We start from the raw sequence: 23,402 nt of genomic DNA, 5'->3' as shown, positions 1-23,402 counted from the left end.
CTTCCACCAACTCGACCGGGGCGCGGGATCTTCCCGAACGGCGACGCCTGTGAGCCACCCGACGCGCGATCCGCCGGCCGGGAACCTGGAGGGACGGTCCTCAGGAGTCCTTGTCAGGCACCGGGCGTGGTGGTGGAGGGGGCAGGCCGCCGTTGAAACGCGTGTCCACGAAGGCGGCGAAGTCGACCTTGCCCGGGATCAGCTTCAGGCCGGTGAAGGTGTCCGCGATCTGCTGCTCCGACGCGCTGAGCGGTTTGTCGACGGCGACCGCGATCCGGCTGGCGTTGGTGCGCTTCACCGAGGCGAGCGCCACCTCGTACGGCAGGCCGGTGTCCTTCGCCCACACCTTGGCCCAGGCGTCCGGATGCCGGTACACCCAGTCCTGGGCGCGCCGCAGCCGCTCCGCACTCGGCGCCGCCCTCCTGGAAATTCGGCCCGTTGACGACGCCGTCCCCGTCGGCCAGGATCCGGCCCTGCTCGGCACTGAGGACCTGTGAGGTGTACGGGTCCCACACCGCCCACGCGTCCACCTTGCCGCCGGTGAACGCGGCGAGCGCGTCGGCGCGCTGCAGACACTTGACCTTCACATCGCTCAGCTTCAGACCGACCTCCTTGAGCGAGGCGATCGGCTGGAAGTGCGCGGACGAACCCTGCGCCACGGCGATGGACCTGCCCCTGACCTCCTCGGGCGCAGCGACGAGTTCTTCGGTACGAGGAGGACCTCGCCCTCGGACGTGCCGTGCCAGGCGGCCACCACCGAGAGCTTCGAGCCCGCGCCGGCCGCGAAGACGGGCGGGGTGCTGCCGACGCCGCCGATGTCGACGGCCTTGGCGTTGACGGCCTCCAGAAGGGGCGGCCCGCAGTCCGGTCAATGGTGTCTCGCGGAATGGAACGCGTATGCAGTGCAATCGGACGCATGGGCAAGGGCGCGAGCTGTCGGTCGTGTGCGGAAACCGCGGGCGGGTGAGAATCGGGTCATGCCCGATGCCTTCACCACCCGAGTCCTGAACATCACCACCGGTTCGGCGGAGACGGTCTTCGACCTCACCCGCGACTGCGAGGCCTTCCTCCGAGAGGCGGCGGCGGGCCGCGACGGTCTCCTGAATGTCTTCGTGCCCCACGCCACCGCCGGTGTCGCGATCATCGAAACCGGCGCCGGAAGCGACGACGACCTCCTCGCCGCGCTGCACGCCCTGCTGCCCGCGGACGACCGCTGGCAGCACCGCCACGGCAGCCCCGGGCACGGCCGTGACCACGTACTCCCCGCCGTCGTCCCGCCCCACGCGACGCTTCCCGTGCTGGGCGGGAGGCTGGAACTGGGGACGTGGCAGTCGGTGTGCCTGGTGGACACGAACCGGGACAATCCTCGGCGGCAGGTGCGGTTGTCGTTTCTGGGCTAGAGCGGTCCTGGCCGACGTGTGTGCGGGAGTTCGGCGTCGGTCGTGGGAATCAGCTGTCCAGGCGGGTGGCCCGAGCCTTCAGCTCCTCCGCGAAATGATCCCAGGCGGGTCCGAAAGAGAGGAGATCGGCCGCTGCCTCGCGCAGCGCCGGGAGGATTTCTTCGGGAGTGGCGAACGTGATCTTCTCGATGAAGTCCCGGACCGGGTCCGGGATGCGCGGCGCATCCTCCGCGTAAGTCGAACTGCCATGGGACCGGTGAAGCCCGGCCCCACGCGGGGCACGGTCCCGCCGTTCTTCATGTGGTCGTAGACGGAGTTGACGATCCCCTGCTCGATCTGGTCGGGGGACAGCCCGGTGGTCCGCAAGTCGTTCGGGACGCTGACCTGCGCCCTTGGACTCGCCGTAGGCGACCTTCTTGTAGTCGGAAGGCATCAGCCCCAGGGGGTCACAGATCGTGTGCGGATTCGCGACATAGGCCGATGAATTCGGCGCGGGGGCGAGGCCCAAGGGGTCAGCGGTGAGATATCTGGCGGTTTCCGGGTCGTAATGCCGGAAGTAGTTGTAGTGCAGACCTGTTTCGGGGTCGAAGTACTGGCCGGGAAAGCGCAGGGGGGTGTACGCGGTCGCGCTCGTGTTCCACGTGGTGGTGCCCCAGAGGGTGCTTCGGGTCCGCCATGCGATGTCGCCGTGTTCGTCGACGAGTTCGCGTGGGGTGCCGACGAGGTCGGTGACGATGGCGAAGAACCGGGAGTCGATCTCCTCCTGAGGGGGATCCGACGCCGTGATGCGTTCCGTCTGTGCGACGGGGTGCAGGCCGCGGTGGTCCCAGGTGAGGGTGACCGGGGCGGTCAGTTCCGGCGAGTGGGTCGTCTGCTCGCACAGTGTCGTGCCGTCCCAGGTGAACGTCACGCGCTCGACGACCGTAGTGCCGTCCGCCGCCATGCGGAGTTTCGCCGTACGCCGCCCCTTCGGGTCGTACGTGTAGCGCCACACCGTCCCGTCGGGCGTGGTGACCTGGGTCAGGCGGTCCTCGGCGTCCCACGCGTAGCGCCAGGTGTCCGGCTTGCGGGACAGGCGGGTCTTCCGGCGGAGCGTGACGCGGCCCAGCGCGTCGTGCTCGTATCGGACGCCGCCGGCCCGGATGATGCCGGTGCCCGCGTAGTCGCGCTCACCGGTGGCCTCGTGACCGGGGTGGGAGGCGGGCCAGGTGGCCGTGGTCTGGTTGCCTGCCGCGTCGTAGGCATAGGTCTCGGTCCAGCCGGTGGCATGCACGACGGTGACGCGACCGGCCGGGTCCAGGTCGAAGGTGCGGCGCCCGTCGAGGTGGTCGTCCAGGGCCGTGAGGTGGCCGTCCTCGCGGTAGGTGTAGGCGCGGCGCTGCAGGGTGCGGCCGTCCGCGCCTGTCGCGGACTGCGCGGACAGCCGGCCCATCGGGTCGAAGGCGTTCTCGAGGGTGAGGAAGTCACACACGTCACACGTGAGTTCACGTCCGGCCGCGTCGTAGGTGACGTCCATGGCGCGGCCCGAGGCGATCAGGTCCACCTGGCGGCCCGCCGCGTCGTGCGACCGGGTCGTGCGCGCGCCGGTGGGGGTGATGCGGCCGATGCGGCGGCCCAACCCGTCGTATTCGTAGGTCAGTTGGCGGCCGTCGACGGTCTCGGAGCGGACCCGGCCGTACTGGTCGCGCAGGATCGTCAGGTGCGTTCCGTCGGGGCCGGTGGCCTCGGCGACCTGGTCGGTCAGGTCGTACACGTAGGTGGTGACCTGGCCGTCGGCGTCCTTGCGGGTGGTGCGGCCGAGGGCGTCGCGCTCGTAGGAGGTCGTCCGGTCCAGGGCGTTCGTCCTGGACGTGAGGCGGCCTGCCGCTCATATCCACGTACTCCGAGAGACGCGACCTCCTCTCCTTCCGGCACCGGTCGGTCGCGTATCCCCACGACCTCGGGGCCCCGGCGCCCCGTCCCGCCGTTCGGGTGGCCTGACGGCGCCTGGGAGAGCCCGCGGGGCAGGCCTGCGTGGGCTCGATCGGCCGGTCTGCCGGTCGATAATGGTACTTTTCGTGTCCGGACGCGCGTGCCGTGCTAAAGTTGCCCTCAGTTGTGGTTCGCGTAAAAACAAGTGCCTTTGATGACTTTATGTCGTCGGGCATTTTCGCATTTCGCAGAACGTGGACCCCTGGATACCGCCAGGAAGTCGGATTCGGTTCGTTCTTGCAATTCATTCGGTTCACCGCTGCCGAGAATTCCTCGATACGTGCCATATCGAGGAAGGTTCTCCATGAACCGCTCAGCTCGCACGAGCGACCGTTTTGCCAAGACCCGTCGGCAGGGCGCCCAGGGTCGCCCCGGCGCCCGTTCGGGCGGCGACGGCCGCCGTCCCGCCGCACCGCAGGGCGAGTTCGCGCTGCCGGAGACCATCACCCCGGCCCTTCCCCCGGTCGCGGCCTTCGGTGAACTGGATCTCCCCGTCGAGTTGCTGAACAAGCTCACCAGCCTCGGCGTGAACGAGCCGTTCCCGATCCAGGCCGCCACGCTGCCGAACTCCCTCGCGGGACGCGACGTCCTGGGCCGCGGGCGCACCGGATCGGGCAAGACGCTCGCCTTCGGCCTCGCGCTCCTCGTGCGCACGGCAGGACAGCGGGCGGAGGCCCGCAAGCCGCGCGCCCTGATCCTCGTTCCCACCCGCGAGCTGGCCCAGCAGGTCACCGATGCGCTCACCCCGTACGCTCAGTTGCTGAAGGTGCGACTGGCCACCGTGGTCGGTGGTATGTCGATCGGGCGGCAGGCCGCCGCGCTGCGGGCCGGGGTCGAGGTCGTCGTCGCGACCCCGGGCCGTCTCACCGATCTCGTCGAGCGCAATGACTGCCGCCTCGACCGGGTGAGCATCACCGTCCTGGACGAGGCCGACCAGATGGCCGACATGGGTTTCATGCCCCAGGTCACCGAGCTGCTGGACCAGGTGCGCCCCGACGGTCAGCGCCTCTTGTTCTCCGCCACCCTGGACCGCAACATCGACCTCCTGGTCCGTCGATATCTCCATGACCCGGTGGTCCACTCGGTCGATCCCTCGGCGGGCGCGGTGACCACGATGGAGCATCACGTACTGCAGGTGCATGGCGCCGACAAGTACGCCACCGCCACCGAGATCGCCGCCCGCGACGGGCGTGTGCTCATGTTCCTGGACACCAAGCACGCCGTCGACCAGTTCACCAGGCACCTGCTGGGCAGCGGGGTGAAAGCCGCGGCACTGCACAGCGGCAAGTCACAGCCCCAGCGCACGCGCACGCTGGCCCAGTTCAAGACCGGTCACATCACGGTCCTGGTGGCGACCAACGTCGCCGCCCGCGGTATCCATGTCGACGATCTCGACCTCGTCGTCAACGTCGACCCGCCCAGCGACCACAAGGACTACCTGCACCGAGGCGGCCGTACCGCCCGCGCCGGGGAGTCCGGCAGCGTCGTCACGCTCGTGCTGCCCGCCCAGCGCCGCGACATGATCCGTCTCATGTCCGACGCGGGCATCCGGCCACATGTCACCCAGGTGCGTTCCGGCGAGGCGGAGTTGAGCCGTATCACCGGCGCGCAGGCTCCCTCCGGTGTTCCCATCGGCGGCAGCCGGCCGGTCGCGGAGCGACCCGAGCGCGGCGGTGCTCCCTTCCGGGGCCTGGGCACCCGCCCGGGCCGCGCCGGCGGCGAGTCCCGCCGGGCCGCCGAGGCACGCCAGACGGCCGAGGCCCGCAAGGCCGCCCGGGTTCGTCGTGGCGCGTAGGCCGAGGCGTGGCAACGGAACCTGTGTGTGACGAACTGTGGGCCTCCCGCGCCGAGGTTCACACATAAGAGGGACACGTGAGTGACGCGGTGACCTGTCCGGAACGCCTCGAACGCATCTCCGGCTGGATGGGCGGCGGAAGGAAACGGCTGAGGTCTCCGCTCGCGATCCTGATCGCCGAAGGGCTGACCAACCGCTGATCGGCCAGGGTGCTGCGGCTCGGCGAGGAAGCGGTCGCGGGCGACGGGAGCGGCCAACTTCCCACGATCGCGAGCCACATGGTGGGTCGCCCGCACTAGCACATGAGTCGGCCCGGGAAGCACATGTGTCGCACATGTCTACGCGACAGGAGCATCCGGTTCCACTCATGCGTACTATCTCTACACTGCTGCAGGCCGTGGCAGTTGTGTCCTGCGAGTGATTGGCCCATGTCATGACTGAAGTCAGCTCCCATTCCCACTCCACAGAACTCACGTCGCAGTACATCGCCCAAGTGACGGGCGACCTCGACCGCAATGCCAAGGAGCAGGAGCGCGTCGCTGCGGAGATCGACGCACTGCAGGAGCAGTTGAGTGCCCTGCAGCACGATCACACCGTGCTGGTGAACATGCAGGACGCGCTCGGCGGTCCCAGCCCGGCCGCCGGGGCGGAGACCGCGGCTGCGCCCACCGTGCCTCACCAGGCCTCTGCCGAACCCAAGCAGAGCAAGGGCAAGAAGGCGGCCGCCACGGGCGCCAAGAAGACGGCGTCGAAGAAGACCGCCGCCAAGACCTCATCCGTGAAGGCGTCCCCGGCCGCCGCCAAGCCGACCCTCGTCGAGCTGATCCGAGGACACCTGGAGAAGCAGAGCGAGCCGCGTTCCGCCGCCGAGATCACCACCGCGCTCACGCAGGCCCACCCCGACCGGAGCGTGAAGACCACGGTCGTGCGCACCACCCTCGAAGGACTCGTCGCCAAGAGCCACGCTCACCGCACCAAGCAGGGTTCGTCGGTCTTCTACACCACGGCAGTCACCTCGGAGCCCGCGCCGGCCGAGCCGCAGCAGGAGACGGTGTCCGACTGACATCCACGGGAGCACCTGACGCCTGGCAACTGGTAGCTGGCGACTGCTAACTGACACCCGCATCAGGCCGCAGGGCCGGCCTCGGGGGTGAAGGTGTCGTCGAGGCGGTCGTACGCGGTGTCGGAGACGTCGACTCCTGGCCGTAGTCCACGCCGCCGTACGCGCCGGATCCTCGACGTACCGCCCGGTCTCGTAGGAGGTGCCCGCGGACCGTCCGGTCTGCACCGCGAACCCGTTGCCCACTCGCGTGCCGCCTCGCCGTGTGCCACGGCGTAACGGGCCAGTGCCCGTTCGTCGGAGAAGGCCAGGGCGAAGCGGATGCCCATCGGAGCGGCGGTCGGGATGCCGCGCTCGTGGTCCGGACCGGGCCCGTCGTCGACGCTCCCGCGAAGATGTCACGGGCTCCGGCACGGCCGGTCGGCCCGCCATCTCCGCGTAGTCCGCAAGCCGTGACCTCGGAATTCGCGGCTCCCCTGCCCCGTCCCCCTGCTCAGACATGCGTCCCGTCGTCACGACCGCACACAACACGTCGCAACGGCGCGCGCGGCACACCCCTGTCGCAACGGAGCACGGGCCAAGAAGACTTGGAACAGGTACTGGCCGGGGGCTTCGTGGAGCGGGCTTTGTCGCTCTATACGATGAGGCGTCCTGTGGGGGGATTGGGGGAGAGTCCATTGGGTTGGGCGGTCGACGAGCGTCGCGGTGATACCGGGGACGGTCATGCGTACGGCGACGGGCTCGACGACGACCGGTCGCCGTACGCCGCGAGTGACGACGCGGGCGCGCGGCCGCGCGGCCCGCTGCGCCGTTTCGTGTTGTTCATCGGGCGCACGCTGTACGGCGAGTGGCACGGCATCGTCGTGGATCCGGTACGGCAACTCGTGCGCCGTGGGCTGTCCGGACTCCTGCTGGCGTTCGTGGCCGTCTTCGGGGTCATCTTCTTCCACGCGCTCGCCCAACATCCCACCGGTGCGGTGATCGTGCGGCTGACCGGCGGAGTGAAGGCCTGTCTGCCGCTGCCCCTGGCCCTGCTGCGTACTCCGGTGTCGCTGTACGTGCCCGCTCTCGACCTTCCTGTGTGGGCGGGCATCACCCAGCTGTTCTTCGCCTTCGCGCTCGCGGAACTCGCCCTCGGCCGGGCCCGGACACTGGTCGTCGCGTACGCCACGACCCTGGCCGGCACTCTCATGGTCCGCGTGATGATCGCGTTCGGCCCGGGCTGGTGGGGGTTCGGGCTGCCGCCCGGGATCGGGCAGGTGCTCGACACCGGACCCTCTGCCGCGGTGGTGGGACTGTTCACCTACCTCTCGGTCATCCGGCGCGCCCCCATCGTGTTCGCGCTCACCGGCGGCTCGATGGTGTGGGAGTCGATCGTCAAACCCAATCTGGCAGGCCGTGAGCACCTGATCGCCGTGGGCGCCGCGATCGTCCTGGCCGTGCTGCACGGGCGCTGCCGAAGACTGCGGGAATCCCTCGGCGCCCTGCTGTTCTCGGCATGGTCACGCAGTGGCCTGGAGCGGCTGTTCCCGCCCCGTGGTGAGGGGCGTACGCAGGGCACGAGCACTCAACCGCGCTGAGGGTTCCCGACGGGGGACGGCCGTCCCCGGGACCGGAGGAGAGGCGTGTTCAGAGGGCGCGCTCGAAGAGGTCGAGCAGGGCTGCCCAGTGGCGTTCGGTGGCCTTGGCGTCGTACACGGCGGTGTCGGCCATGGTGTAGCCGTGGTGCGCGCCGGTGTAGACCTCGCTGCGGTGGCGGACATCCGCCTCGGTGAACGCCTTGTCGAGGCGCTCGATCTGCTCGGGAGGCAGGGAGGCGTCCTGGTCGGCGTGGCCGAAGTACAGCTCCGCGGTGATACGGCCGGCGAGCAGGTGCGGGCTGTCCGGTGCGTCGGTCGCCAGCCGGGCGCCGTGGAAGCCGGCCACGGCCGCGACCCGCTCGGGGTAGGTGCCGGCGGTGCGCAGGGCCAGGCCTGCGCCCATGCAGTAGCCGGTGGTGCCGACCGGTCCGTCGGCGGCCTGCGGGCAGGCCGTCAGCCAGGACAGATAGGCGTCGGCGTCGCGCATGGCCAGGTCGGGGGTCAACTCCTGGATGAGCGGCATGAGTTGCCCGAACAGCGCGGGCCGGTGGGCCGCGTCGATGAAGTCGGGCAGCTCCACTACCGGGGCAGGACCGTGGCGGTAGAGGAGGTTGGGAACCAGCACGGTGTAACCGGCCCCGGCGAGCCGGTCGGCCATCTCCTTCAGCCGGGGGCGCAGTCCGATGGCATCCATGTAGAACAGCACCGCGGGGTGGGCGGTGTTGTCGTCGGGGTGGGCCAGATAGGCGTCGGCCGAGCCGTCCTGGGTGGGGATGTTCACAGTGGTTCCGCGTACGGCACGTGCATCGGTCATGGGCGTCCCTCTTCTTCTCTCGGGTGTCTCCCGGGGCGTCTTGCGGGCGTTTCGGGGTGCCGCGCGGATCTCCGACGGTCACCTGATCGCTTCGGTCCCGTCGTGCAGTCTGGCACTCGTGGTGCGGTCGGTTCGGCAGGGCCCCGCTGTTGTTCCCGTGCCCGGAGCCGCCGTCGTGCGCGGACGGATTCATGGCGCGCCGCCGGACGCGTACGAGCGTGGTACCGACAGTCCCAGGAAGACCGGGCTACTGGCTGTGCACATCGTCCGGTCGCAGGGTGGAGTCATGACGACCACACTCATCACCGGAGCGAACAAGGGGCTCGGCTACGAAACCGCCCGCCGGCTCGTCGCCGCGGGCCACACGGTCCACGTCGGCAGCCGGGACGCCGAACGCGGACGCCGGGCCGCCGAACAGCTGGGCGCCCGGGCCGTCCAGCTCGATGTCACCGACGACGCGTCGGTGCAGGCCGCCGTGAAGGCCATCGAGGCCGAGGGCGGGCTTGACGTACTGATCAACAACGCGGGCATCGAGTCCAGGGGCGAGGGCAACTCCGTGATCGGCGCCGCGGACGTGACCGCCGATGTGATGCGGGAGACATTCGAGACGAACGTCTTCGGCATGGTGCGCGTCACCCACGCCTTCCTCCCGCTGCTCCAGGCCTCGGCCGCCCCGGTGGTGGTCAACGTCAGCAGTGGGCTGGCCTCGCTGGCCCGGGTGAGCGATGCGGGCACCCCGGCGTACGCCTACCCCGGCGTCGCCTACCCGGCTTCGAAGACCACCGTGAACATGATCACCGTGCAGTACGCGAAGGCGTTCCCGAGCATGCGGATCAACGCGGTGGAGCCCGGCTTCACCAAGACCGACCTGAACGGGAACACCGGCGTCCAGACCGTCGAGCAGGGCGCCGAGATCATCGTACGGATGGCGCAGATCGGCCCCGACGGTCCCACCGGGGGCTTCTTCGACGCCGAAGGCACCCTTCCCTGGTAGTCCGGGCCGGTACGCCACCACGTACGTGTGCCAGACCCCGCGACCGCCACTCAGCCCCACCGTCCCACCGCCCCACCGAACAAACAGGAGCATCGACATGACCGTGCGGTCACTTCCCGGCGGAACGTTCACCATGGCCAAGGACCTGACGGTCACCCGCATGGGCTACGGCGCCATGCAGCTCGCCGGTCCGCACGTGTTCGGGCCGCCGGCCGACCGGGACGCCGCCGTGGCCGTTCTGCGCGAGGCGGTCGAGCGGGGGATCACCCACATCGACACCTCGGACTTCTACGGCCCGTACGTCACCAACCAGATCATCAAGGAAGCGCTGCACCCCTACCCGGCCGACCTGCACATCGTGACCAAGGTCGGGGCACGGCGGGACGCCGAGGGAGGCTGGCCGAAGGCGCTGTCGCGCGACGAACTGCGCCAGGCCGTGCACAGCAACCTCGAGAACCTGGGCCTGGAAGCACTCGACGTCGTCAACCTGAGGGTCGGAGGGCTCGACGCCCCCGAGCCGGGTTCGCTCGCCGAACCGTTCACCGTGCTCGCGGAGCTCCAGCAGGAGGGGCTGATCAGGCATCTCGGTGTCAGTACCGTCTCCGCCGAGCAGATCAAGGAAGCCCAGTCCATCGCGCCCGTCGTGTGTGTGCAGAACTTCTACAACCTCGCGAACCGCGCCGACGACGCGCTGATCGACTCCCTGGCCGAGCAGGGCATCGCCTACGTCCCCTACTTCCCCATCGGCGGCTTCTCCCCGCTGCAGTCGGACACCCTGCACGCGGTCGCGGGCCGGCTGGAGACCACTCCGGTCGCCGTCGCCCTGGCCTGGCTGTTGCAGCGTTCCCCGAACATCCTGCTCATCCCCGGTACCTCCTCGGTGGCGCACCTGCGTGACAACATCGCCGCTGCCGCCCTGGTCCTTCCCGAGAAGGAGCTGGCCGAGCTGAACGGGATCGCGGTGTGAGGAACATGGGGTCGTCACGCCCGAGGCACGGGCGTGGCGGCCCCGTGGCGTCCCCGTGGCGGTGTCCGGCGCGCCGTGTGACCGCACCGTTCGATACGAACTTGTTTTTCACGAACATGTTCGTTATCCTCGTGCGGCATGACTCCAGAGAAGCCCGCTCCGGTCAGCCGACGGGAACGCCCGGCGAAGCCCGCCCTGACCAGGCAGGGAATCATCGACGCCGCGCTGGCGATCCTTCGTGACGAGGGGCTGGGCAAGGTGACGATGCGCCGCATCGCCGCGGCCCTCGACACCGGGCCCGCGTCGCTCTACGTCTACGTCCGCAACACGGGGGACCTGCACGCGCAGATCCTCGACTCCCTGTTGGGGCCGGTGAAGGTGCCCGCGCCGGAGGCCGGGACCTGGCGGGACCGGTTGAAGGCGCTGCTGGTCAGCTATGGAGAGGTGCTCTTCCGGCACCCGGAGATCGCCCGGATGGCGATGTCCACGCAGCCGAGCGGTCCGAACTACCTGGCGCTGGCCGACGCGCTCCTCGGTCTCCTCGACGAGGGCGGTGTGTCGGGCAAGGAAGCGGCCTGGGCCATGGACCTCCTGCTGCTGTATCCCACCGCCGTGGCCGTCGAACACAGCTCCCCGAAGTCCGCCACGCAGAAGGCCGACGAGTTCTCCGCTCTGGCCGCGAAGATCGCCACCGCGGACCCGGCGCGCCACCCCCACCTCGCCCGGCTCGGCGACACGCTCGTGTCGGGAGACGGTCCGAGCCGCACCGACTGGGCTCTGGACGTCATCCTGGACGGAGTCCTCGCCGCGGCCTCTCGGGCGTCGGCCGAACACCGCGGCGGGTGAGAGTGGGGTGTGTGTTTCCCCTGTGCAGCAAGTCGCGCTCGAATGTATGTCTAGGGTTGATCCGTAAGCGCGGGAAAGCAGCGAGGGCCGTGACCAGGCCCTCGGAACATGTCTCCGGCGGTACGGACAACGCGAGTTCAGTACCTCGCACCTGAGAGCGGTTGTCGTGGCGTCAGGCGATTGAGTGCCGGAGCCCGCGGGGAACCGCCCGCGGTCTGTGCCGCGGGTGAGGGAACGACAAGGGGTGTTGATGGAAGGCGCGGATCTTCCAGTGGGGGACCGGTGCGCGCCGGTCCGTGGCGTCGCCGATCAGTCGGCGCGGTAGGCGCCTGTGCGGTGGCACGAGGGCCGCGAGGGCGCGGGGGGACCGACACAGGCGCAGGACCCGGAGCAAAGTCACCGCGGAACCGGTGGCCGCGCGGCGGGCCGGGCCGTCCCCTGGGTCATGCGACAGGAACGCAAGGGCATACGACCCCATATCGTCGTCCTGGCGGCGTGGACGTTGCTCTGGTTCCTGCTGGTCCAGAGACACGGGGGGATCTCCTGGCATTACCTGCGCACCGGGGGCCAGTTGCTCTTCGGCGCCGTTCCGGGCGGCGGGCTGGCCATCTACGCCAACCATCCGGAGTTGCAGATCGGCCCCGTGAGCTTTCTGGCGGCCGCGCTGTTCGCCCCGCTGCCACCCCACATGGCGGAGGTGCTGGCGGAGGCGGTGATGTCCGCACTCGGCCTCTACATGCTGGTGCTGGTCGGCCGCAGTGCGGCCGACCACAACCGCGGCACGGGACTCAACCACCGCCGACTCCAGCAGCGGGTGCTCGTGGCAGGGGTGGCCTTCATTCCCATGTGGGTCGAAGTGGCGGTCCGCTTCGCCCACTTGGACGACGTACTCGCGCTGTTCTTCACCACTCTGGCCGTACGTGCCCTGGTGCGGGGCGAAGGGCGCACGGTGGGCATCATGCTCGCGCTGGCGGTGGACTCGAAACCCTGGGCGCTGGCGTTCGCGGCACTGCTGCTCGCCCTGCCGGCGACGCAACGACGCAACTCCGCGCTCTGGACGGCCGGCCTGGTGGCCGTCGCGTGGCTGCCGTTCTACGTCACCCATCTCAACTCGGCCGCCGCCGCCAGATTCACCATCGCCAACCAGCCCGCCTCGGCGCTGCGTTGGCTGGGCGTCCTGGCCCCGGCCACGCCCTGGTGGGACCGCCCGGCCCAAGTACTCCTGGGGCTCGGTCTCGGCGCGCTGGCGGTACTCAGAGGCCGCTGGCCCGCGGTCGTGCTGCTCGGCGCCGATGCCCGCATCGCACTGGACCCGAGTGTCTACACGTACTACAGCGCCTCGATCCTGCTCGGCACCCTGCTGTGGGACGCGGTCGGGCAGCGTCGTCTGGTGCCGTGGTGGAGCTGGATCGCCCTGCTCTCCCTGTACGGCAGCACCTTGCTGGTGCCCTCGGACCGTGTCTGCGGTCTGATCCGGCTGGCCTTCGCCGCCGGTTCGGCGGGCTACGTCCTGCTGGGGCCCGTGCCACGCCGCCGGCGAACCGTGACGGAGGCTCCTTCTCCGGCGTCCCCTCAGGTGTGACCACCATCCGCAGGGATGAATGGGTTGATGAATGTCACACAGCCAAAAACCTCCCAATTCGGACATATGCCTTTTTCGGTGCACCGGGGTCTCTTCCGTCCCTGTAGCGTCGCCGTCATTCGGGAATCGGGATGAGCCCGCACATGGGCTCCCGTTGTGACCGCAGACACAGAGCAGGGAATCTTCATGCCGGACATGCACGCACTGCGCCGCGCGCGGCGTGGACTGGCCGCCACCGCGGCAGCCGGGTCCGCGCTGGCGGCGCTCTTCGCCGCCACCCCGGCCCAGGCGAGCACCGCCGACGCCACCTCCGAAGCCACCGCCACCGTCGGCGGCTCCCAGGTGACGTGCACCTCGCAGCGGCCGGAGCTCGCGGCCCGGCTGTCCAAGGACGTCGCGGGTGCCCTGCACGGGCGGGACCAGGCCGCGGCGCTCGCGCTGTACGACCGCACCACGGGGACCTCGTGCGGCTTCCGGGCCGACACCGCCTTCGACTCGGCGAGCGTGGTCAAGGTCACGATTTTGGGGGCGCTGCTGCGCCAGAGCATGGAGCAGCACCGGGCCCTGACCGCTCACGAGGTGGAACTGACCACCGCCATGATCACCAAGTCGGACAACGACGCGACGAACGCCCTGTGGCACCAGATCGGCCACACCGGCATCCAGCACTTCCTGACCCTGGCCGGGATGGGGGACACCGTCCCCGGGCCTGAGGTCTACTGGGGGCACACCCAGGTCACGGCCGAGGACCAGCTGAAGCTGCTCCGACTGCTCACCTCGGACAACTCCGTCCTCGACGGGGACGCGCGTACCTACGCCCTCCAGCTCATGAACCAGGTCGTCCCCGAGCAGCGTTGGGGAACGCCCGCCGGGGCCCCCGCGTCGGCGACCGTTCAGGTCAAGAACGGCTGGCTGCCGCGCGACACCCATGGCTGGCGGGTGCACAGTGTCGGTGTGTTCACCGGCGGCGGCCACGACTACGGACTGGTCGTACTCTCCCAGGACAACCGCACGATGGCCGACGGCGTCGCCACCATCGAGAGCGCCGCGCGCGCCGTCAACCGGGACCTGAACACCTCAACTGCCGCGTAGGTATTCCCCTTTCGCGGCTATCGGCCGAAGGCTAGAGTCTGGGCAGCGAATGTGATCCCTGAGGAGTCGAGACATGCCCGGTCGTCCACCCGGTCGTCCGAGCGCGCGTTGACGTCGTAGGCCCTGAGCGGCCCGTCATCGCGTGCTGCCCTTGATGCGCGGCACAGCGAGCCTTCCCTCACCTGAACCGTCGGCGTCCTCGACGTGCGCCGGGTGGCGGGCTCTGTCTTGCGCGACCCAAGGGGTTTCCTGTGCCGGACGCTTCCTCCTGTCCGTCCTCTTCGCCTTCGCCTTCGCCTTCGTCCTCATCCTCGTCGTCTCCCTCCGTGTCCGGCTCGGGGCGTCCTGTTCCGTCGTCCCTCCGGCGCGACGCCGACTTCCGCCGGCTGTGGGTGGGACAGACGGCCTCCCAACTCGGCGAACACGCGAGCCTGGTGGTCCTTCCGCTGATCGCGGTTCTCACACTCGACGCCGATGCCGGCCGGCTGGGCGTCCTCCGCGCCGTGGGGCAGGCGCCGACCCTGCTGCTCGCGCTCCTCGTCGGCGCGTGGGTGGACCGATGGCGGACCCGCACGGTGATGGTGCTGGCGGACCTCGGCCGGGCCCTGGTGCTGGGCGGCGCCGCCCTGGCCGGACTCCTCGGCGGGCTCGGCCTGCCGGCGCTCCTCGTGGTCGCCTTCACGGTCGGGGCCCTGTCGGTGTTCTTCGACGTGGCGTACCAGGCCTCTCTCGTACGACTGGTGGAACGCGACCTGTTGACGCGGGCCACCAGCGCGATCGAGGGCAGCCGCTCGGCGGCACAGATCGTCAGCCCCGCCCTGGGCGGCGCGCTGGTGTCCCTTCTGTCGGCGCCGATCGCCGCCGCGTCCTGCGCCCTGTCCTTCGCGGGGTCGTTCCTTTCGATCCGGCGGATCCGGCGCCGCGAACCGGTCCCCGAGCCGTCGGGACCGGCCCCTCGGGTCTGGCGCCGGATCCACGAGGGCCTGCGCTTCGTCGCCGGGGACACCTCGCTGCGGACCGTGGGCCTGGCCTCGGCCGCCTTCCAGTTCTCCTTCGCGGCGACGATGACCGGCTATCTGCTCTTCCTGCCACGGGACTTGCACCTGTCGGGCAGCGTCGTGGGGCTGACACTCGCCGCCACGGGGCCGGGCGCGCTCCTGGGTTCTGTGCTGGCCGCCCGGCTCCCGGGCCGGTTCGGTCACGGCGTGGTGCTCGTGTCGGCGGCGGCGCTCGGCGACGGCGTGATGCTGTGCGTGCCCGCGCTGAGCGGCCCCTCCGCGGTGACGATCGTCTCGCTCGTCGCGGTCAACTTCGTGTTCGGGACCTTCGGCCAACTGGTGAACGTCACGGTCATGGCCGTGCGGCAGGCCGTCACCCCGGACGGGATGCAGGGCCGCGTGGCCGCGACGATCACGTTCGTCGGCATGGGGGCCGCCCCGCTCGGCTCACTGCTCGGCGGCTTTCTCGCGGGGGAGTGGGGGCTGCGCACCAGTCTCCTGGTGACGGCCGCCGGCATGATGCTGTCCCCGGCGCTGATGGCCCTGTCCCCACTCGCCCGCCTGGGACGCGAGCTGCCCCCGCGGGACGCGCCGCCCGGCCGTCGCCCCCTCTCGTCCGGCCATCGCGCCCTTCCGCCCGGCTGAGCGGTCGCGGTGATCGGCCGCCGGGGCCGCTCACCTCTCCGTCTTCGACCCGTTCGGGTAGCGGTCGCGCATGGCGGGGCTCGCCGCCGGGCCCGCCGTGAAGACGAAGGCGTCGCTGTCGTCGAGCCGGCGGCCGGTCCTGGCGTCGACGACGACGGGCTCGACCTCGTCGCCGCTGTCCGCGTCGACGAGGATCATGCTGCGGTCCTGCGGCGCCAGCCGGGAGTTGCCCCAGGCGGCCAGGGCGACGATCACCGGGCGCAGCGAACGGCCGAGCTCCGTCAGGACGTACTCGTGGCGTACGGGGTTGGTCCGGTACGGCCGACGCGCCAGCAGTCCGTCCGCGACGAGGCTCTTGAGCCGGGCCGTGAGCATGCTGGAGGAGATTCCCAGGTTCTCCTGGAACTGGTCGAAGCGGGTGTAGCCGTCGAAGGCGTCGTGAAGGATCAGCAGCGTCCACCACTCGCCCACGTGTTCCACCGTCGTGGACAGCGGGCACTCCCGGTCCTCCAGCCTGATGCGGCTCGCCACGGCGACCATCCCCTCGGTTACTGCTAAAGTCGAAGTTACTAGCTTCTATTTTAGCAGTAACGGGGCGGCGGTGTTCGGCATGCCCGCACCCGGGAACGGAGCGCACCATGGCCACCCACCCCGGCGAATCCCTCGAGGGCCGTAGAGCCCTGGTCACCGGCGGCACCAAAGGCACCGGAGCGGCCATCGCCCGACGCCTCGCCGAGGCCGGGGCGACCGTACTCGTCACCGCCCGCAGCCGTCCCGACGAGGTCGAGGAGAAGACGTTCATCGCCGCCGACCTGTCCACGGCCGACGGCGCCGCACGGGCGGTCGATGAGGTGGAGGCCCGGCTCGGAGGTGTCGACATCCTGGTCAACACCCTCGGCGGCTCCGAGGCGCCCGCCGGGGGCTTCGCGGCACTCGGCGAGGACGACTGGGCCAGGGAACTGAACGTCAACCTGCTGGCCGCCGTCCGCCTGGACCGCGGACTGCTGCCCGGCATGATCGCGGCCGGAAAGGGTGCCCTCGTGCATGTCACATCGATCCAGCGCCGCATGCCGCTGTGGAACGGAACCCTCGCCTACGCCGCCGCCAAGGCCGCCCTGACCACCTACAGCAAGGGCCTCGCCAACGAGGTCGCCCCGCACGGCGTCCGCGTCAACACCGCCTCGCCCGGCTTCGTCCAGACCACCGCCGCCGACAACCTCGTCGCCAGGATCGCCCACGACGCCGGCATCACCCAGGACGCGGCACTGGCCCGCCTCATGGACTCCCTCGGCGGCATCCCCCTCGGCCGTCCCAACCGTCCCGAGGAAGTGGCCGAACTCGTCGCCTTCCTCGTCTCCGACCGCGCCTCGGCCATCGTCGGCGCCGAGCACGTCATCGACGGCGGCACCACCCCCACGGTGTGAGCCGCCCTCGCCGACCGCACCTGAAAGACGCCACCACCGAGAGGCCCGCCATGCAGCACGACCAGCCCCAGGCCATCGCCCCGGACACCCTGCCCGAGGCGATCACCCGCTACCTCGCGGCGCACCGCGCCCACGACACCGCCGTGGCCATCGCCACGTTCACCCAGGACGCCACGGTGATCGACGACGGCAACACCTACCAGGGCACCGCCGCCATCGAGCGGTGGCTGAACCGGTCGGCGACCGAGTTCACGTACACCATCGATCTCACCGGGGCCGAGCGCACCGACGCGAGCCACTACACCGCCACGCACCATCTGGAAGGCGACTTCCCCGGCGGAACCGTCGACCTGCGCTACCGGTTCACGCTCCGCGGCGACCTCGTGGAACGCCTCGTCATCGAACCCTGAATCGACCGCAGCTCCTAGAGCGAGGCCAGTCTTCGGAGTATCAGGGCGCAGAGCGGCGTGGGGAGGGCGCGCAGGGTGCGGACCAGGGTGGTCGTGGTCCAGGGGAAGTACGCCTGTGCCGGTTCCCTTTCCAGGGCGCGTACGACGTGTCGTGCCGCCCGGTTCCGGCTGACCTGGAAGGGCTTGGGGAGTCCGTCGGCGCCGACACGCTCGGTCGCGACGAAGCCCGGGTGGATGCTGGTGAACCGGACGCCGTGGGGCGCGAGTTCTACGCGAGCGGTGTCGATGAGGGTGCGGGCAGCGGCCTTCGCGGCGGAGTAGGGGCCCTGGCGGGGGATGCCCATCAGGCCGGCCAGCGAGTTGGTGTGGGCGATCAGGCCTCCGTCGCGCTGGGATTTCATCTGTGCGATCAGCGGGACGAGGTAGTGGACGACGACGTCGTAGTTCAGGGCCGTGATCCGTGCGATGTCGGCCACGGTGACCTGGTCCATGGACATGTCCGGTCCCTGGCCGGCGTTGAGGAGCGCGACGTCGACGGATCCGTACTCCGCGACGCACGCGGCCACCACGGCGGAGGCCGCCCCCGGGTCCAGGGCGTCGGCGGCGATGTCGAGACAGGCGCTGCCCGCGGCTCGGACCTCCTTGGCCACGGAGGCGAGTTCGGGGGCCCGCCGCGCCGTGATGACCAGCCGGTTGCCGTGGTGCGCGAGTCGGCGTGCCACCTCCGCGCCGATGCCCGAGGAGGCACCGACGATCAGGACGGTTCGGTCGGTGACGCGGGTCATGGTGTCACCTCGCCCGGAGGAGGGGCCGTCACAGGAAGTGCCGGCCCTCGCCCCGGTACGTCGGTACGGTGTCGACCACCTCGCCGCCGCTGACCAGGTGGAGTTCGCCGACCCGCTCGCACAGTTCACCGGCCTTGGCGTGCCGCAGCCACACCCGGTCTCCGATGCGCAGGACCTGCGCGGGCTTGCCGAGCAGCGGGGTCTGTACCTCGCCCGCCGCTTCGGTCGCGGTGACGCGCAGGCCGGGGGGCCAGGCCAGGGTGGGCAGCCGGTCCTTGCCGGGCGGCCCTGACGCGATCCATCCGCCGCCCAGGAGCGTCGCGATCTTCGGGGAGGGGCGGCGTACGACGGGCAGCACGAAGTACGCGGCGGGGGCGGGCCGGAAGGACCGGTAGAAGTCGAAGAGACCGGGACCGTACAGGCCGGAGCCCGCCGCGAGTTCGGTCACGGCGTCCTCCCGCGTCGTGGTCTCCAGGCTGCCGGTGCCACCGCCGTTGACGAACCGCAGCGGGGTGACGGCACGTACGGCGGCGACCGCGGCCTCCCGTCGGTGGCGCAGTTCCTCGACGGAGGAACGCTGCATCGCGCGCACGACGGCCCGCTTGAGCAGCGAACCGGGCTGGTTGTCGCCGAGGCCGGCGACCTGGCCCTCGTACCCCATGATCCCGGTCAGTTCGAAGCCCGGACGGGCCGCGACCTCGCGGGCGAACGCGGCCGCCTCCCGCGGCGTGTGCACCGGGGACCTGCGCGGCCCGAGATGGAGACGGCCGCCCGCCAGTCGCAGGGCGGCGTCCAGCTCCAGGCAGACCCGGACGCGGGTCTGCCGGGGGCCGGTCGCGGCGTCCACGAGGTCGAGGTGCTCGACGGAGTCCACCATCAGGGTGATCCGGGAGGCGAGCTGTTCGTCGGCGGCCAGCCGGCGCAGCGCGGTGGCGTCGGTGGTGGGGTAGCCGACGACGACGTCCTCGAACTCCTCGGCCAGCCACAGGGCTTCGGGCAGCGTGAAGCCGAGGATGCCCTGGAACCCGGGGCGGGCGAGAGCCCGGCGGATGAGGGCGCGCGAACGCAGCGACTTGCTGGCGAGCCGGATCGGTTTGCCGCCCGCGCGGCGTTCGAGGTCGACGGCGTTGGCGTCGAACGCGTCCAGATCGATGACGCCGAAGGGCGGCTCCAGGCCAGCGGTCGCCGTCCGCAACCGGTCGAAGCGCCCCTGTTCCGCGGGGGCGGGCCGGGCCGGGGTGGCGGCGGTGTCGGTGGTCATCGGTTGTTGTCTCCTCGCTCGCGCACCACGGCCGTGGCCGGGGCGATGCTCCTGCTGCGGCGTTCCGCCATGGCCGCCACTCGGGGGATCACGAAGCGCATCAGCCGGGGGAACACCCCGGCGACCCGCTGAACGCGTCCGCCGACGGCGGGGTGGACGACTTCGACCGGCTTCTTCACGATCGCGTCGACGATGGCCGAGGCGACCTTCTCGGGGGTGAGCGGCTTCTCGGCGAAGGTGATCACCGCGCTGGGGTCGGCCATCTCCTGCTCCAGCATCGGCGTCCGGGTGCCGGGCGGGTGGATGATGCTGAACGTCACCGGCCCGCCCCGTTCCTCGATCGCCACGCTGTGGTGGAAGGCGCGCAGCCCGTGCTTGGTCGCGCCGTAGGTGGTGTAACCGGACAGCGGCAGGAACGAGGTCATGCTGCAGACCGTGATGATGTGCCCGTGCCCCTGGGCGCGCATCCGGGGCAGCGCGGTCAGCGTCCCGGTCATCGGGCCGAGCAGGTTGACCTCGACCATGTGACGGTGCTGTTCCAGGGACAACTGGCGTGCGTATCCGGTGTGGATGATCCCGGCGTTGTTGACGAGAACCTCGACGGGGCCGAGCCGGGCCGCGACGGCGTCGAAGGCCTCCTCCCAGGCGTCCCCGTCACGGATGTCCAGGGGGATCGCGCAGGCGGCGGCGCCGAGTCGGTCGGCGAGGCGGGTGGCACCGGCCAGGTCGACGTCGGCGAGGGCGACCCGGTGGCCGCGGCGCACCGCCTCGCGCGCGGTGGCGGCGCCGATGCCACTGGCCGCGCCGGTCACCAGGACCACGCTCATCGAGGCCTGCCCTGGCATGTGCCGCCGCTGCCGTACGAGGTGTCGTCGTGGTCGCCGTACGAAGTGTCGTCGTAGGCGCGGTACGAAGTGTCGTGGGCGCCGTCGCCCGTTCGGTGTCCGTGCATGTGAACTCCCAGGAGGCGGGCGGGGGATGGCCCCGTGGACGGAGTGCGCGTGTCCGCGGTCAGGACGGCAGGACGTACGCCTCCAGCCGTGCGCCGTCGAGCTGTGCCGCGCGCTCCGGGTCGTCGGTGGGGACGGTGGCGGCGTACAGGGTGTCGCCGCGCGGGCCCGCGACCAGGCAGCTGAGCGTACGTTGGCTGGTGGCGACGCGGTCCAGGATCGTGCCGCCGGGGCCGACCCGGACGCACTCGCCGCGCAGCGCGTTGGCGACCCAGGCCGTGCCGTCCTTGCCCGGTGCGATGCCGTCCGGGGCGATGGGGGTGTCGGAGCGGTCGGCGATCGCCTGGTGGTCCAGCAGGGACGAGACCCGCCGGGTGATGCGGCCGCGCAGCCCGGGACTGTTGAGGGACTTCCACAGCCAGGCCGGGACCAGCGGAGCCCAGGGGCGTGGCGGGCCGAGCCGTCCGTCCGGCAGGACGGGCAGCGCGGTGAGCCGCATCGCCAGTGTCTCGGCGACCAGCAGGGTCCGCCCCTCGTCGATGAGGAAGCAGCCGTTGGGGAACACCAACGGCTCGCTCAGGCCCAGCAGTTCGCCCTCCGGTGACAGGCAGGCGAGCGGCGCCCTGGGCGGGCCCGGCGGTGCGTAGAGCATGGCGTTGGGCCGCTGTCGGACGAAGCCGTGGTAGTCGAAGCCGAAATTGCCCACGTAGGCGCGGCCCTGCCCGTCGACGAGCATGTCGTTGACCGGGCCGCCGGCGATGTCCCCGAGGTCCGCGTGCACGACCAGGGAGCCGTCCGGTTCCTGGCGGTGGACGCGGCGTCCGTCCATCGAGACGACCAGCATCCGTCCGTCGGGCAGCCAGCCGAGGCCGCCGGCCCGGCCGGGGACCTCCAGCACGGTCTCCGGCTCCCCGAGGGTGTCCCAGCGGTGCACCGTCCCGTGGGCGAAGTCGCAGAACCACAGCGCGCCGTCGTGCCAGCGCAGGGACTCCAGTGTGCCGAATCCGTCCAGAACGACAGTGGCTTGCGGTCGCACTTCCGCCTCCTGAGGGGGCTCGTGCCAGGCGTCGGGTTCCGCTACGGTCGCCCATCGCGTAGAAGTAAGTCAAGAGTCTTGGACGCTTGACTTACTTCGTGGCGGATCCGAGCTCCGAGCCGACGCGCGGCCCGTGGGTCTGGCTATCCTGGCGGACGAACCCGCAGGTGAAGAGGGGAGATCGTGTGTCCCGTATGGCGGCGAGCGACCGGAGGGCCGAGCTCCTCGAGGCCGCGATCCGGGTCATGACGCGTGACGGCGTGGCCAAGGCCACCACCCGTGCGATCGTCAACGAGGCCGGTATGACCCTCGGGGCCTTCCACTACTGCTTCGACTCCAGGGCGCAGCTCCTCGAACGCGTCACCGAGACCCTCACAGAGCGCTACGTCGCCGAGGTCCGGGGCCTGTTCGCGCCGCACAGGGACATCCGCGACAGCGTCCTCGACAGCCTGCACGCGTTCTGGAAGGGGTTCGAGGCCAACCCCGGAGAGCACCAGATCAGTTACGAGCTCACTCAGTACGCGCTGCGCAATCCCGGCTTCGAGAACATCGCCAGGAGACAGTACGAGATCTTCCTGGCCGCCTTCGCCTCCCTGCTCGAACTGGCCGCCGACAACGCCGGGATCGAGTGGACGCAGCCCGTGCCGATCCTCGCGCGGTACGTGCACTCGGTGATCGACGGCCTGAACATGACCTGGCTCGTCGACCGCAACAGCGACCACAGCCAGGCGGTTCTGCACCTGCTGGCCGACCACCTTCTCCAGTACGCCCGGCCGTCGGCCGCCTGACGCGTGCGCCGTCGGTGGCTTGGAATAGGCTATGATTGATCTTGAGCAGACCGCCGGAAGTCTCGGCGGCAGGCCTCGCGTTGGTGGTCCAAGGAAAGACGCCCCGCTTCCTGCGGGGAGATGCAGGTGCAAGGCCTGCCCGGCGCTCCACAGAACCCCGTCTCCGGATACCGGAGGCGGGGTTCGCTCGTTGCGGCCGGTGCCGTCAGCGGTCCCGGAGGGGCGCGTTCGAGGTGCGGGTCCAGGAGAGGACGCCGGTGAGCGCGATCCGCAGGAGGGCGCGCAGTTCGACGTGCAGGGGGGCCCTGCCTTCGGCGGCCTGCGTCCAGCGGTAGAGAAGCCCCAGGTAGGCGTCGCGCAGCATGTTGCCCGCCACCACCGGGTCGATGTCGCGGGCGATGTCCCCGCGGGTTTGCCCCATCGTGATGACCCGGGTGAAGACATGCCCCGCGTAGTCGGGCTCCTCGAGGAGGGGCTGGCCCGATCTGACCCAGGCGGTCAGCATCACCCGGGTGAGGTCCGGCTCGGCTTCGTTGAAATCGGCCAGGGCGGCCATGCACCGCTCCAACTGGACGGTGGCGTCGTCGTCCTTGTGCGAGAGCGACTTGTCCATGAAGGCCCGCAGGTCGTCCTGGCGCTGCTCCGCCCACGTCGTGACGACGTCTTCCTTGCGCTGGAAGTGATTGAAGAACGTTCCCCGGGCGACATCGGCGCGTTCCGCGATCTGGTCGATCGTCGTGCGTTCGTACCCCTGCTCGGCGAAGAGCTCCAGAGCTGCCGCGTACAGGCGGTCGTGCATGCGCTGCCTGCTCCGTTCCCGCCGGCCGGGGGGACGTACGGGCTGGGAATTCTCAACCGTCATCGGCTCTCTCTTTCTCTCGGCTCCGACCGGACGTCTCCGCGAACCTTCGGAGTCGACGACGGGCATCCCTACCGTCGTGCCAAGAGACCGGGTCCACGGCGACCGTATCGGTATACCGTAGTCCATTAATGCATTGCGGTTC

General features: G+C 70.4%; 23 protein-coding genes and 2 pseudogenes. 14 read left to right on the top strand and 11 right to left on the bottom strand.

Annotated features, from left to right (window positions below):
- Positions 1-100: 100 nt before the first annotated feature.
- Positions 101-859, bottom strand: a pseudogene (locus tag ACZ69M_RS07365) (ABC transporter substrate-binding protein); the annotation flags it as partial.
- A 118-nt stretch (positions 860-977) separates the two neighbouring features.
- On the opposite strand from ACZ69M_RS07365, the gene ACZ69M_RS07360 reads away from it, so the two are divergent.
- The gene (locus tag ACZ69M_RS07360) at positions 978-1,400 is read left to right on the top strand and encodes a YjbQ family protein (RefSeq protein WP_470047446.1); all 423 of its coding nucleotides are present in this window, start codon (positions 978-980) and stop codon (positions 1,398-1,400) included.
- A gap of 424 nt (positions 1,401-1,824) precedes the next feature.
- Here the strand turns inward: ACZ69M_RS07360 and ACZ69M_RS07355 are convergent.
- Positions 1,825-3,267, bottom strand: a pseudogene (locus ACZ69M_RS07355) (RHS repeat-associated core domain-containing protein); the annotation flags it as partial.
- A 408-nt stretch (positions 3,268-3,675) separates the two neighbouring features.
- Here ACZ69M_RS07355 and ACZ69M_RS07350 point away from each other — a divergent pair.
- The 3 genes from ACZ69M_RS07350 (at position 3,676) to ACZ69M_RS07340 (ending at position 6,229) form a co-directional block, all read left to right on the top strand.
- Positions 3,676-5,166 (top strand): DEAD/DEAH box helicase, encoded by a 1,491-nt coding sequence (locus tag ACZ69M_RS07350; protein WP_470047444.1) that lies wholly within the window; start codon positions 3,676-3,678, stop codon positions 5,164-5,166.
- A gap of 77 nt (positions 5,167-5,243) precedes the next feature.
- Positions 5,244-5,366 (top strand): hypothetical protein, encoded by a 123-nt coding sequence (locus ACZ69M_RS07345; RefSeq protein WP_470047442.1) that lies wholly within the window; start codon positions 5,244-5,246, stop codon positions 5,364-5,366.
- Between the two features lie 233 nt (positions 5,367-5,599).
- A complete protein-coding gene (locus ACZ69M_RS07340) occupies positions 5,600-6,229 on the top strand; it encodes a hypothetical protein (RefSeq protein ID WP_470047440.1) in 630 nt (209 codons plus the stop codon).
- A gap of 62 nt (positions 6,230-6,291) precedes the next feature.
- Here the strand turns inward: ACZ69M_RS07340 and ACZ69M_RS07335 are convergent, their stop codons facing one another.
- The gene (locus ACZ69M_RS07335; RefSeq protein ID WP_470047438.1) at positions 6,292-6,555 is read right to left on the bottom strand and encodes a hypothetical protein; all 264 of its coding nucleotides are present in this window, start codon (positions 6,553-6,555) and stop codon (positions 6,292-6,294) included.
- 489 nt (positions 6,556-7,044) lie between these two features.
- Here ACZ69M_RS07335 and ACZ69M_RS07330 point away from each other — a divergent pair, with 489 nt between their 5' ends.
- Entirely contained in the window at positions 7,045-7,806 is a 762-nt protein-coding gene (locus tag ACZ69M_RS07330) for a hypothetical protein (protein ID WP_470047567.1), read from the top strand.
- Positions 7,807-7,855: 49 nt separating this feature from the next.
- Here ACZ69M_RS07330 and ACZ69M_RS07325 read toward each other — a convergent pair whose 3' ends face one another.
- The gene (locus ACZ69M_RS07325; protein ID WP_470047437.1) at positions 7,856-8,620 is read right to left on the bottom strand and encodes a dienelactone hydrolase family protein; all 765 of its coding nucleotides are present in this window, start codon (positions 8,618-8,620) and stop codon (positions 7,856-7,858) included.
- A 286-nt stretch (positions 8,621-8,906) separates the two neighbouring features.
- Between ACZ69M_RS07325 and ACZ69M_RS07320 the strand changes: the two genes are divergently transcribed.
- The 6 genes from ACZ69M_RS07320 (at position 8,907) to ACZ69M_RS07295 (ending at position 15,744) form a co-directional block, all read left to right on the top strand.
- Complete coding sequence (locus ACZ69M_RS07320) at positions 8,907-9,614, top strand: SDR family NAD(P)-dependent oxidoreductase (RefSeq protein WP_470047435.1); 708 nt, start codon at positions 8,907-8,909, stop codon at positions 9,612-9,614.
- A gap of 97 nt (positions 9,615-9,711) precedes the next feature.
- On the top strand, positions 9,712-10,581 hold the full coding sequence (locus ACZ69M_RS07315; protein WP_470047433.1) for an aldo/keto reductase family oxidoreductase: 870 nt from the start codon (positions 9,712-9,714) through the stop codon (positions 10,579-10,581).
- A gap of 138 nt (positions 10,582-10,719) precedes the next feature.
- Positions 10,720-11,427, top strand: a complete 708-nt coding sequence (locus tag ACZ69M_RS07310; RefSeq protein WP_470047431.1) for a TetR/AcrR family transcriptional regulator — start codon at positions 10,720-10,722, stop codon at positions 11,425-11,427.
- A 445-nt stretch (positions 11,428-11,872) separates the two neighbouring features.
- Positions 11,873-13,009 (top strand): hypothetical protein, encoded by a 1,137-nt coding sequence (locus ACZ69M_RS07305; protein WP_470047429.1) that lies wholly within the window; start codon positions 11,873-11,875, stop codon positions 13,007-13,009.
- A 195-nt stretch (positions 13,010-13,204) separates the two neighbouring features.
- A complete protein-coding gene (locus ACZ69M_RS07300) occupies positions 13,205-14,101 on the top strand; it encodes a serine hydrolase (protein WP_470047565.1) in 897 nt (298 codons plus the stop codon).
- A 326-nt stretch (positions 14,102-14,427) separates the two neighbouring features.
- Positions 14,428-15,744, top strand: a complete 1,317-nt coding sequence (locus tag ACZ69M_RS07295; RefSeq protein WP_470047427.1) for an MFS transporter — start codon at positions 14,428-14,430, stop codon at positions 15,742-15,744.
- 30 nt (positions 15,745-15,774) lie between these two features.
- Here ACZ69M_RS07295 and ACZ69M_RS07290 read toward each other — a convergent pair whose 3' ends face one another.
- On the bottom strand, positions 15,775-16,284 hold the full coding sequence (locus tag ACZ69M_RS07290; protein WP_470047425.1) for a winged helix-turn-helix transcriptional regulator: 510 nt from the start codon (positions 16,282-16,284) through the stop codon (positions 15,775-15,777).
- Positions 16,285-16,382: 98 nt separating this feature from the next.
- Here ACZ69M_RS07290 and ACZ69M_RS07285 point away from each other — a divergent pair, with 98 nt between their 5' ends.
- Together ACZ69M_RS07285 and ACZ69M_RS07280 are read left to right on the top strand one after the other, a co-directional pair.
- Positions 16,383-17,168, top strand: coding sequence for an SDR family oxidoreductase (locus tag ACZ69M_RS07285; RefSeq protein WP_470047423.1), 786 nt, complete (start codon positions 16,383-16,385; stop codon positions 17,166-17,168).
- Between the two features lie 50 nt (positions 17,169-17,218).
- Positions 17,219-17,578, top strand: a complete 360-nt coding sequence (locus ACZ69M_RS07280; RefSeq protein ID WP_470047421.1) for a nuclear transport factor 2 family protein — start codon at positions 17,219-17,221, stop codon at positions 17,576-17,578.
- A 14-nt stretch (positions 17,579-17,592) separates the two neighbouring features.
- Here the strand turns inward: ACZ69M_RS07280 and ACZ69M_RS07275 are convergent, their stop codons facing one another.
- From ACZ69M_RS07275 to ACZ69M_RS07255, 5 genes are read right to left on the bottom strand one after another with little or no spacing between them, the layout of a single operon-like run.
- Complete coding sequence (locus tag ACZ69M_RS07275) at positions 17,593-18,363, bottom strand: SDR family NAD(P)-dependent oxidoreductase (RefSeq protein WP_470047420.1); 771 nt, start codon at positions 18,361-18,363, stop codon at positions 17,593-17,595.
- Positions 18,364-18,391: 28 nt separating this feature from the next.
- Positions 18,392-19,624, bottom strand: coding sequence for an amino acid deaminase/aldolase (locus tag ACZ69M_RS07270; RefSeq protein WP_470047418.1), 1,233 nt, complete (start codon positions 19,622-19,624; stop codon positions 18,392-18,394).
- Positions 19,621-20,451: an SDR family NAD(P)-dependent oxidoreductase gene (locus ACZ69M_RS07265; RefSeq protein WP_470047416.1), complete on the bottom strand. Its 831-nt coding sequence runs from the start codon at positions 20,449-20,451 to the stop codon at positions 19,621-19,623. Before ACZ69M_RS07265 ends, ACZ69M_RS07270 begins: the two co-directional genes overlap by 4 nt.
- Entirely contained in the window at positions 20,448-20,576 is a 129-nt protein-coding gene (locus ACZ69M_RS07260; RefSeq protein ID WP_470047414.1) for a hypothetical protein, read from the bottom strand. The genes ACZ69M_RS07265 and ACZ69M_RS07260 overlap by 4 nt, the downstream gene beginning before the upstream one ends.
- Before the next feature lie 59 nt (positions 20,577-20,635).
- Positions 20,636-21,610, bottom strand: coding sequence for an SMP-30/gluconolactonase/LRE family protein (locus ACZ69M_RS07255; protein ID WP_470047412.1), 975 nt, complete (start codon positions 21,608-21,610; stop codon positions 20,636-20,638).
- A gap of 194 nt (positions 21,611-21,804) precedes the next feature.
- Between ACZ69M_RS07255 and ACZ69M_RS07250 the strand changes: the two genes are divergently transcribed.
- The gene (locus ACZ69M_RS07250; protein ID WP_054228878.1) at positions 21,805-22,398 is read left to right on the top strand and encodes a TetR/AcrR family transcriptional regulator; all 594 of its coding nucleotides are present in this window, start codon (positions 21,805-21,807) and stop codon (positions 22,396-22,398) included.
- A 205-nt stretch (positions 22,399-22,603) separates the two neighbouring features.
- On the opposite strand, the gene ACZ69M_RS07245 is transcribed toward ACZ69M_RS07250, so the two are convergent.
- Complete coding sequence (locus ACZ69M_RS07245) at positions 22,604-23,197, bottom strand: TetR/AcrR family transcriptional regulator (RefSeq protein ID WP_470047410.1); 594 nt, start codon at positions 23,195-23,197, stop codon at positions 22,604-22,606.
- Between the last annotated feature and the right edge of the window lie 205 nt (positions 23,198-23,402).

Source organism: Streptomyces sp. NPDC107454 (genome assembly GCF_055582885.1).
The sequence above is the reverse complement of the archived record's forward strand: the minus strand, read 5'-3'. Positions and strand labels throughout refer to the sequence as shown.

Coding starts and splice junctions, on each gene's coding strand:
- ACZ69M_RS07360 (WP_470047446.1), top strand. CDS start 978: ATGCCCGATGCCTTCACCACCCGAGTCCTGAACATCACCACCGGTTCG.
- ACZ69M_RS07350 (WP_470047444.1), top strand. CDS start 3,676: ATGAACCGCTCAGCTCGCACGAGCGACCGTTTTGCCAAGACCCGTCGG.
- ACZ69M_RS07340 (WP_470047440.1), top strand. CDS start 5,600: ATGACTGAAGTCAGCTCCCATTCCCACTCCACAGAACTCACGTCGCAG.
- ACZ69M_RS07335 (WP_470047438.1), bottom strand. CDS start 6,555: ATGGGCATCCGCTTCGCCCTGGCCTTCTCCGACGAACGGGCACTGGCC.
- ACZ69M_RS07325 (WP_470047437.1), bottom strand. CDS start 8,620: ATGACCGATGCACGTGCCGTACGCGGAACCACTGTGAACATCCCCACC.
- ACZ69M_RS07320 (WP_470047435.1), top strand. CDS start 8,907: ATGACGACCACACTCATCACCGGAGCGAACAAGGGGCTCGGCTACGAA.
- ACZ69M_RS07315 (WP_470047433.1), top strand. CDS start 9,712: ATGACCGTGCGGTCACTTCCCGGCGGAACGTTCACCATGGCCAAGGAC.
- ACZ69M_RS07310 (WP_470047431.1), top strand. CDS start 10,720: ATGACTCCAGAGAAGCCCGCTCCGGTCAGCCGACGGGAACGCCCGGCG.
- ACZ69M_RS07305 (WP_470047429.1), top strand. CDS start 11,873: ATGCGACAGGAACGCAAGGGCATACGACCCCATATCGTCGTCCTGGCG.
- ACZ69M_RS07300 (WP_470047565.1), top strand. CDS start 13,205: ATGCACGCACTGCGCCGCGCGCGGCGTGGACTGGCCGCCACCGCGGCA.
- ACZ69M_RS07290 (WP_470047425.1), bottom strand. CDS start 16,284: ATGGTCGCCGTGGCGAGCCGCATCAGGCTGGAGGACCGGGAGTGCCCG.
- ACZ69M_RS07285 (WP_470047423.1), top strand. CDS start 16,383: ATGGCCACCCACCCCGGCGAATCCCTCGAGGGCCGTAGAGCCCTGGTC.
- ACZ69M_RS07280 (WP_470047421.1), top strand. CDS start 17,219: ATGCAGCACGACCAGCCCCAGGCCATCGCCCCGGACACCCTGCCCGAG.
- ACZ69M_RS07275 (WP_470047420.1), bottom strand. CDS start 18,363: ATGACCCGCGTCACCGACCGAACCGTCCTGATCGTCGGTGCCTCCTCG.
- ACZ69M_RS07270 (WP_470047418.1), bottom strand. CDS start 19,624: ATGACCACCGACACCGCCGCCACCCCGGCCCGGCCCGCCCCCGCGGAA.
- ACZ69M_RS07265 (WP_470047416.1), bottom strand. CDS start 20,451: ATGAGCGTGGTCCTGGTGACCGGCGCGGCCAGTGGCATCGGCGCCGCC.
- ACZ69M_RS07260 (WP_470047414.1), bottom strand. CDS start 20,576: ATGCACGGACACCGAACGGGCGACGGCGCCCACGACACTTCGTACCGC.
- ACZ69M_RS07250 (WP_054228878.1), top strand. CDS start 21,805: ATGGCGGCGAGCGACCGGAGGGCCGAGCTCCTCGAGGCCGCGATCCGG.
- ACZ69M_RS07245 (WP_470047410.1), bottom strand. CDS start 23,197: ATGCACGACCGCCTGTACGCGGCAGCTCTGGAGCTCTTCGCCGAGCAG.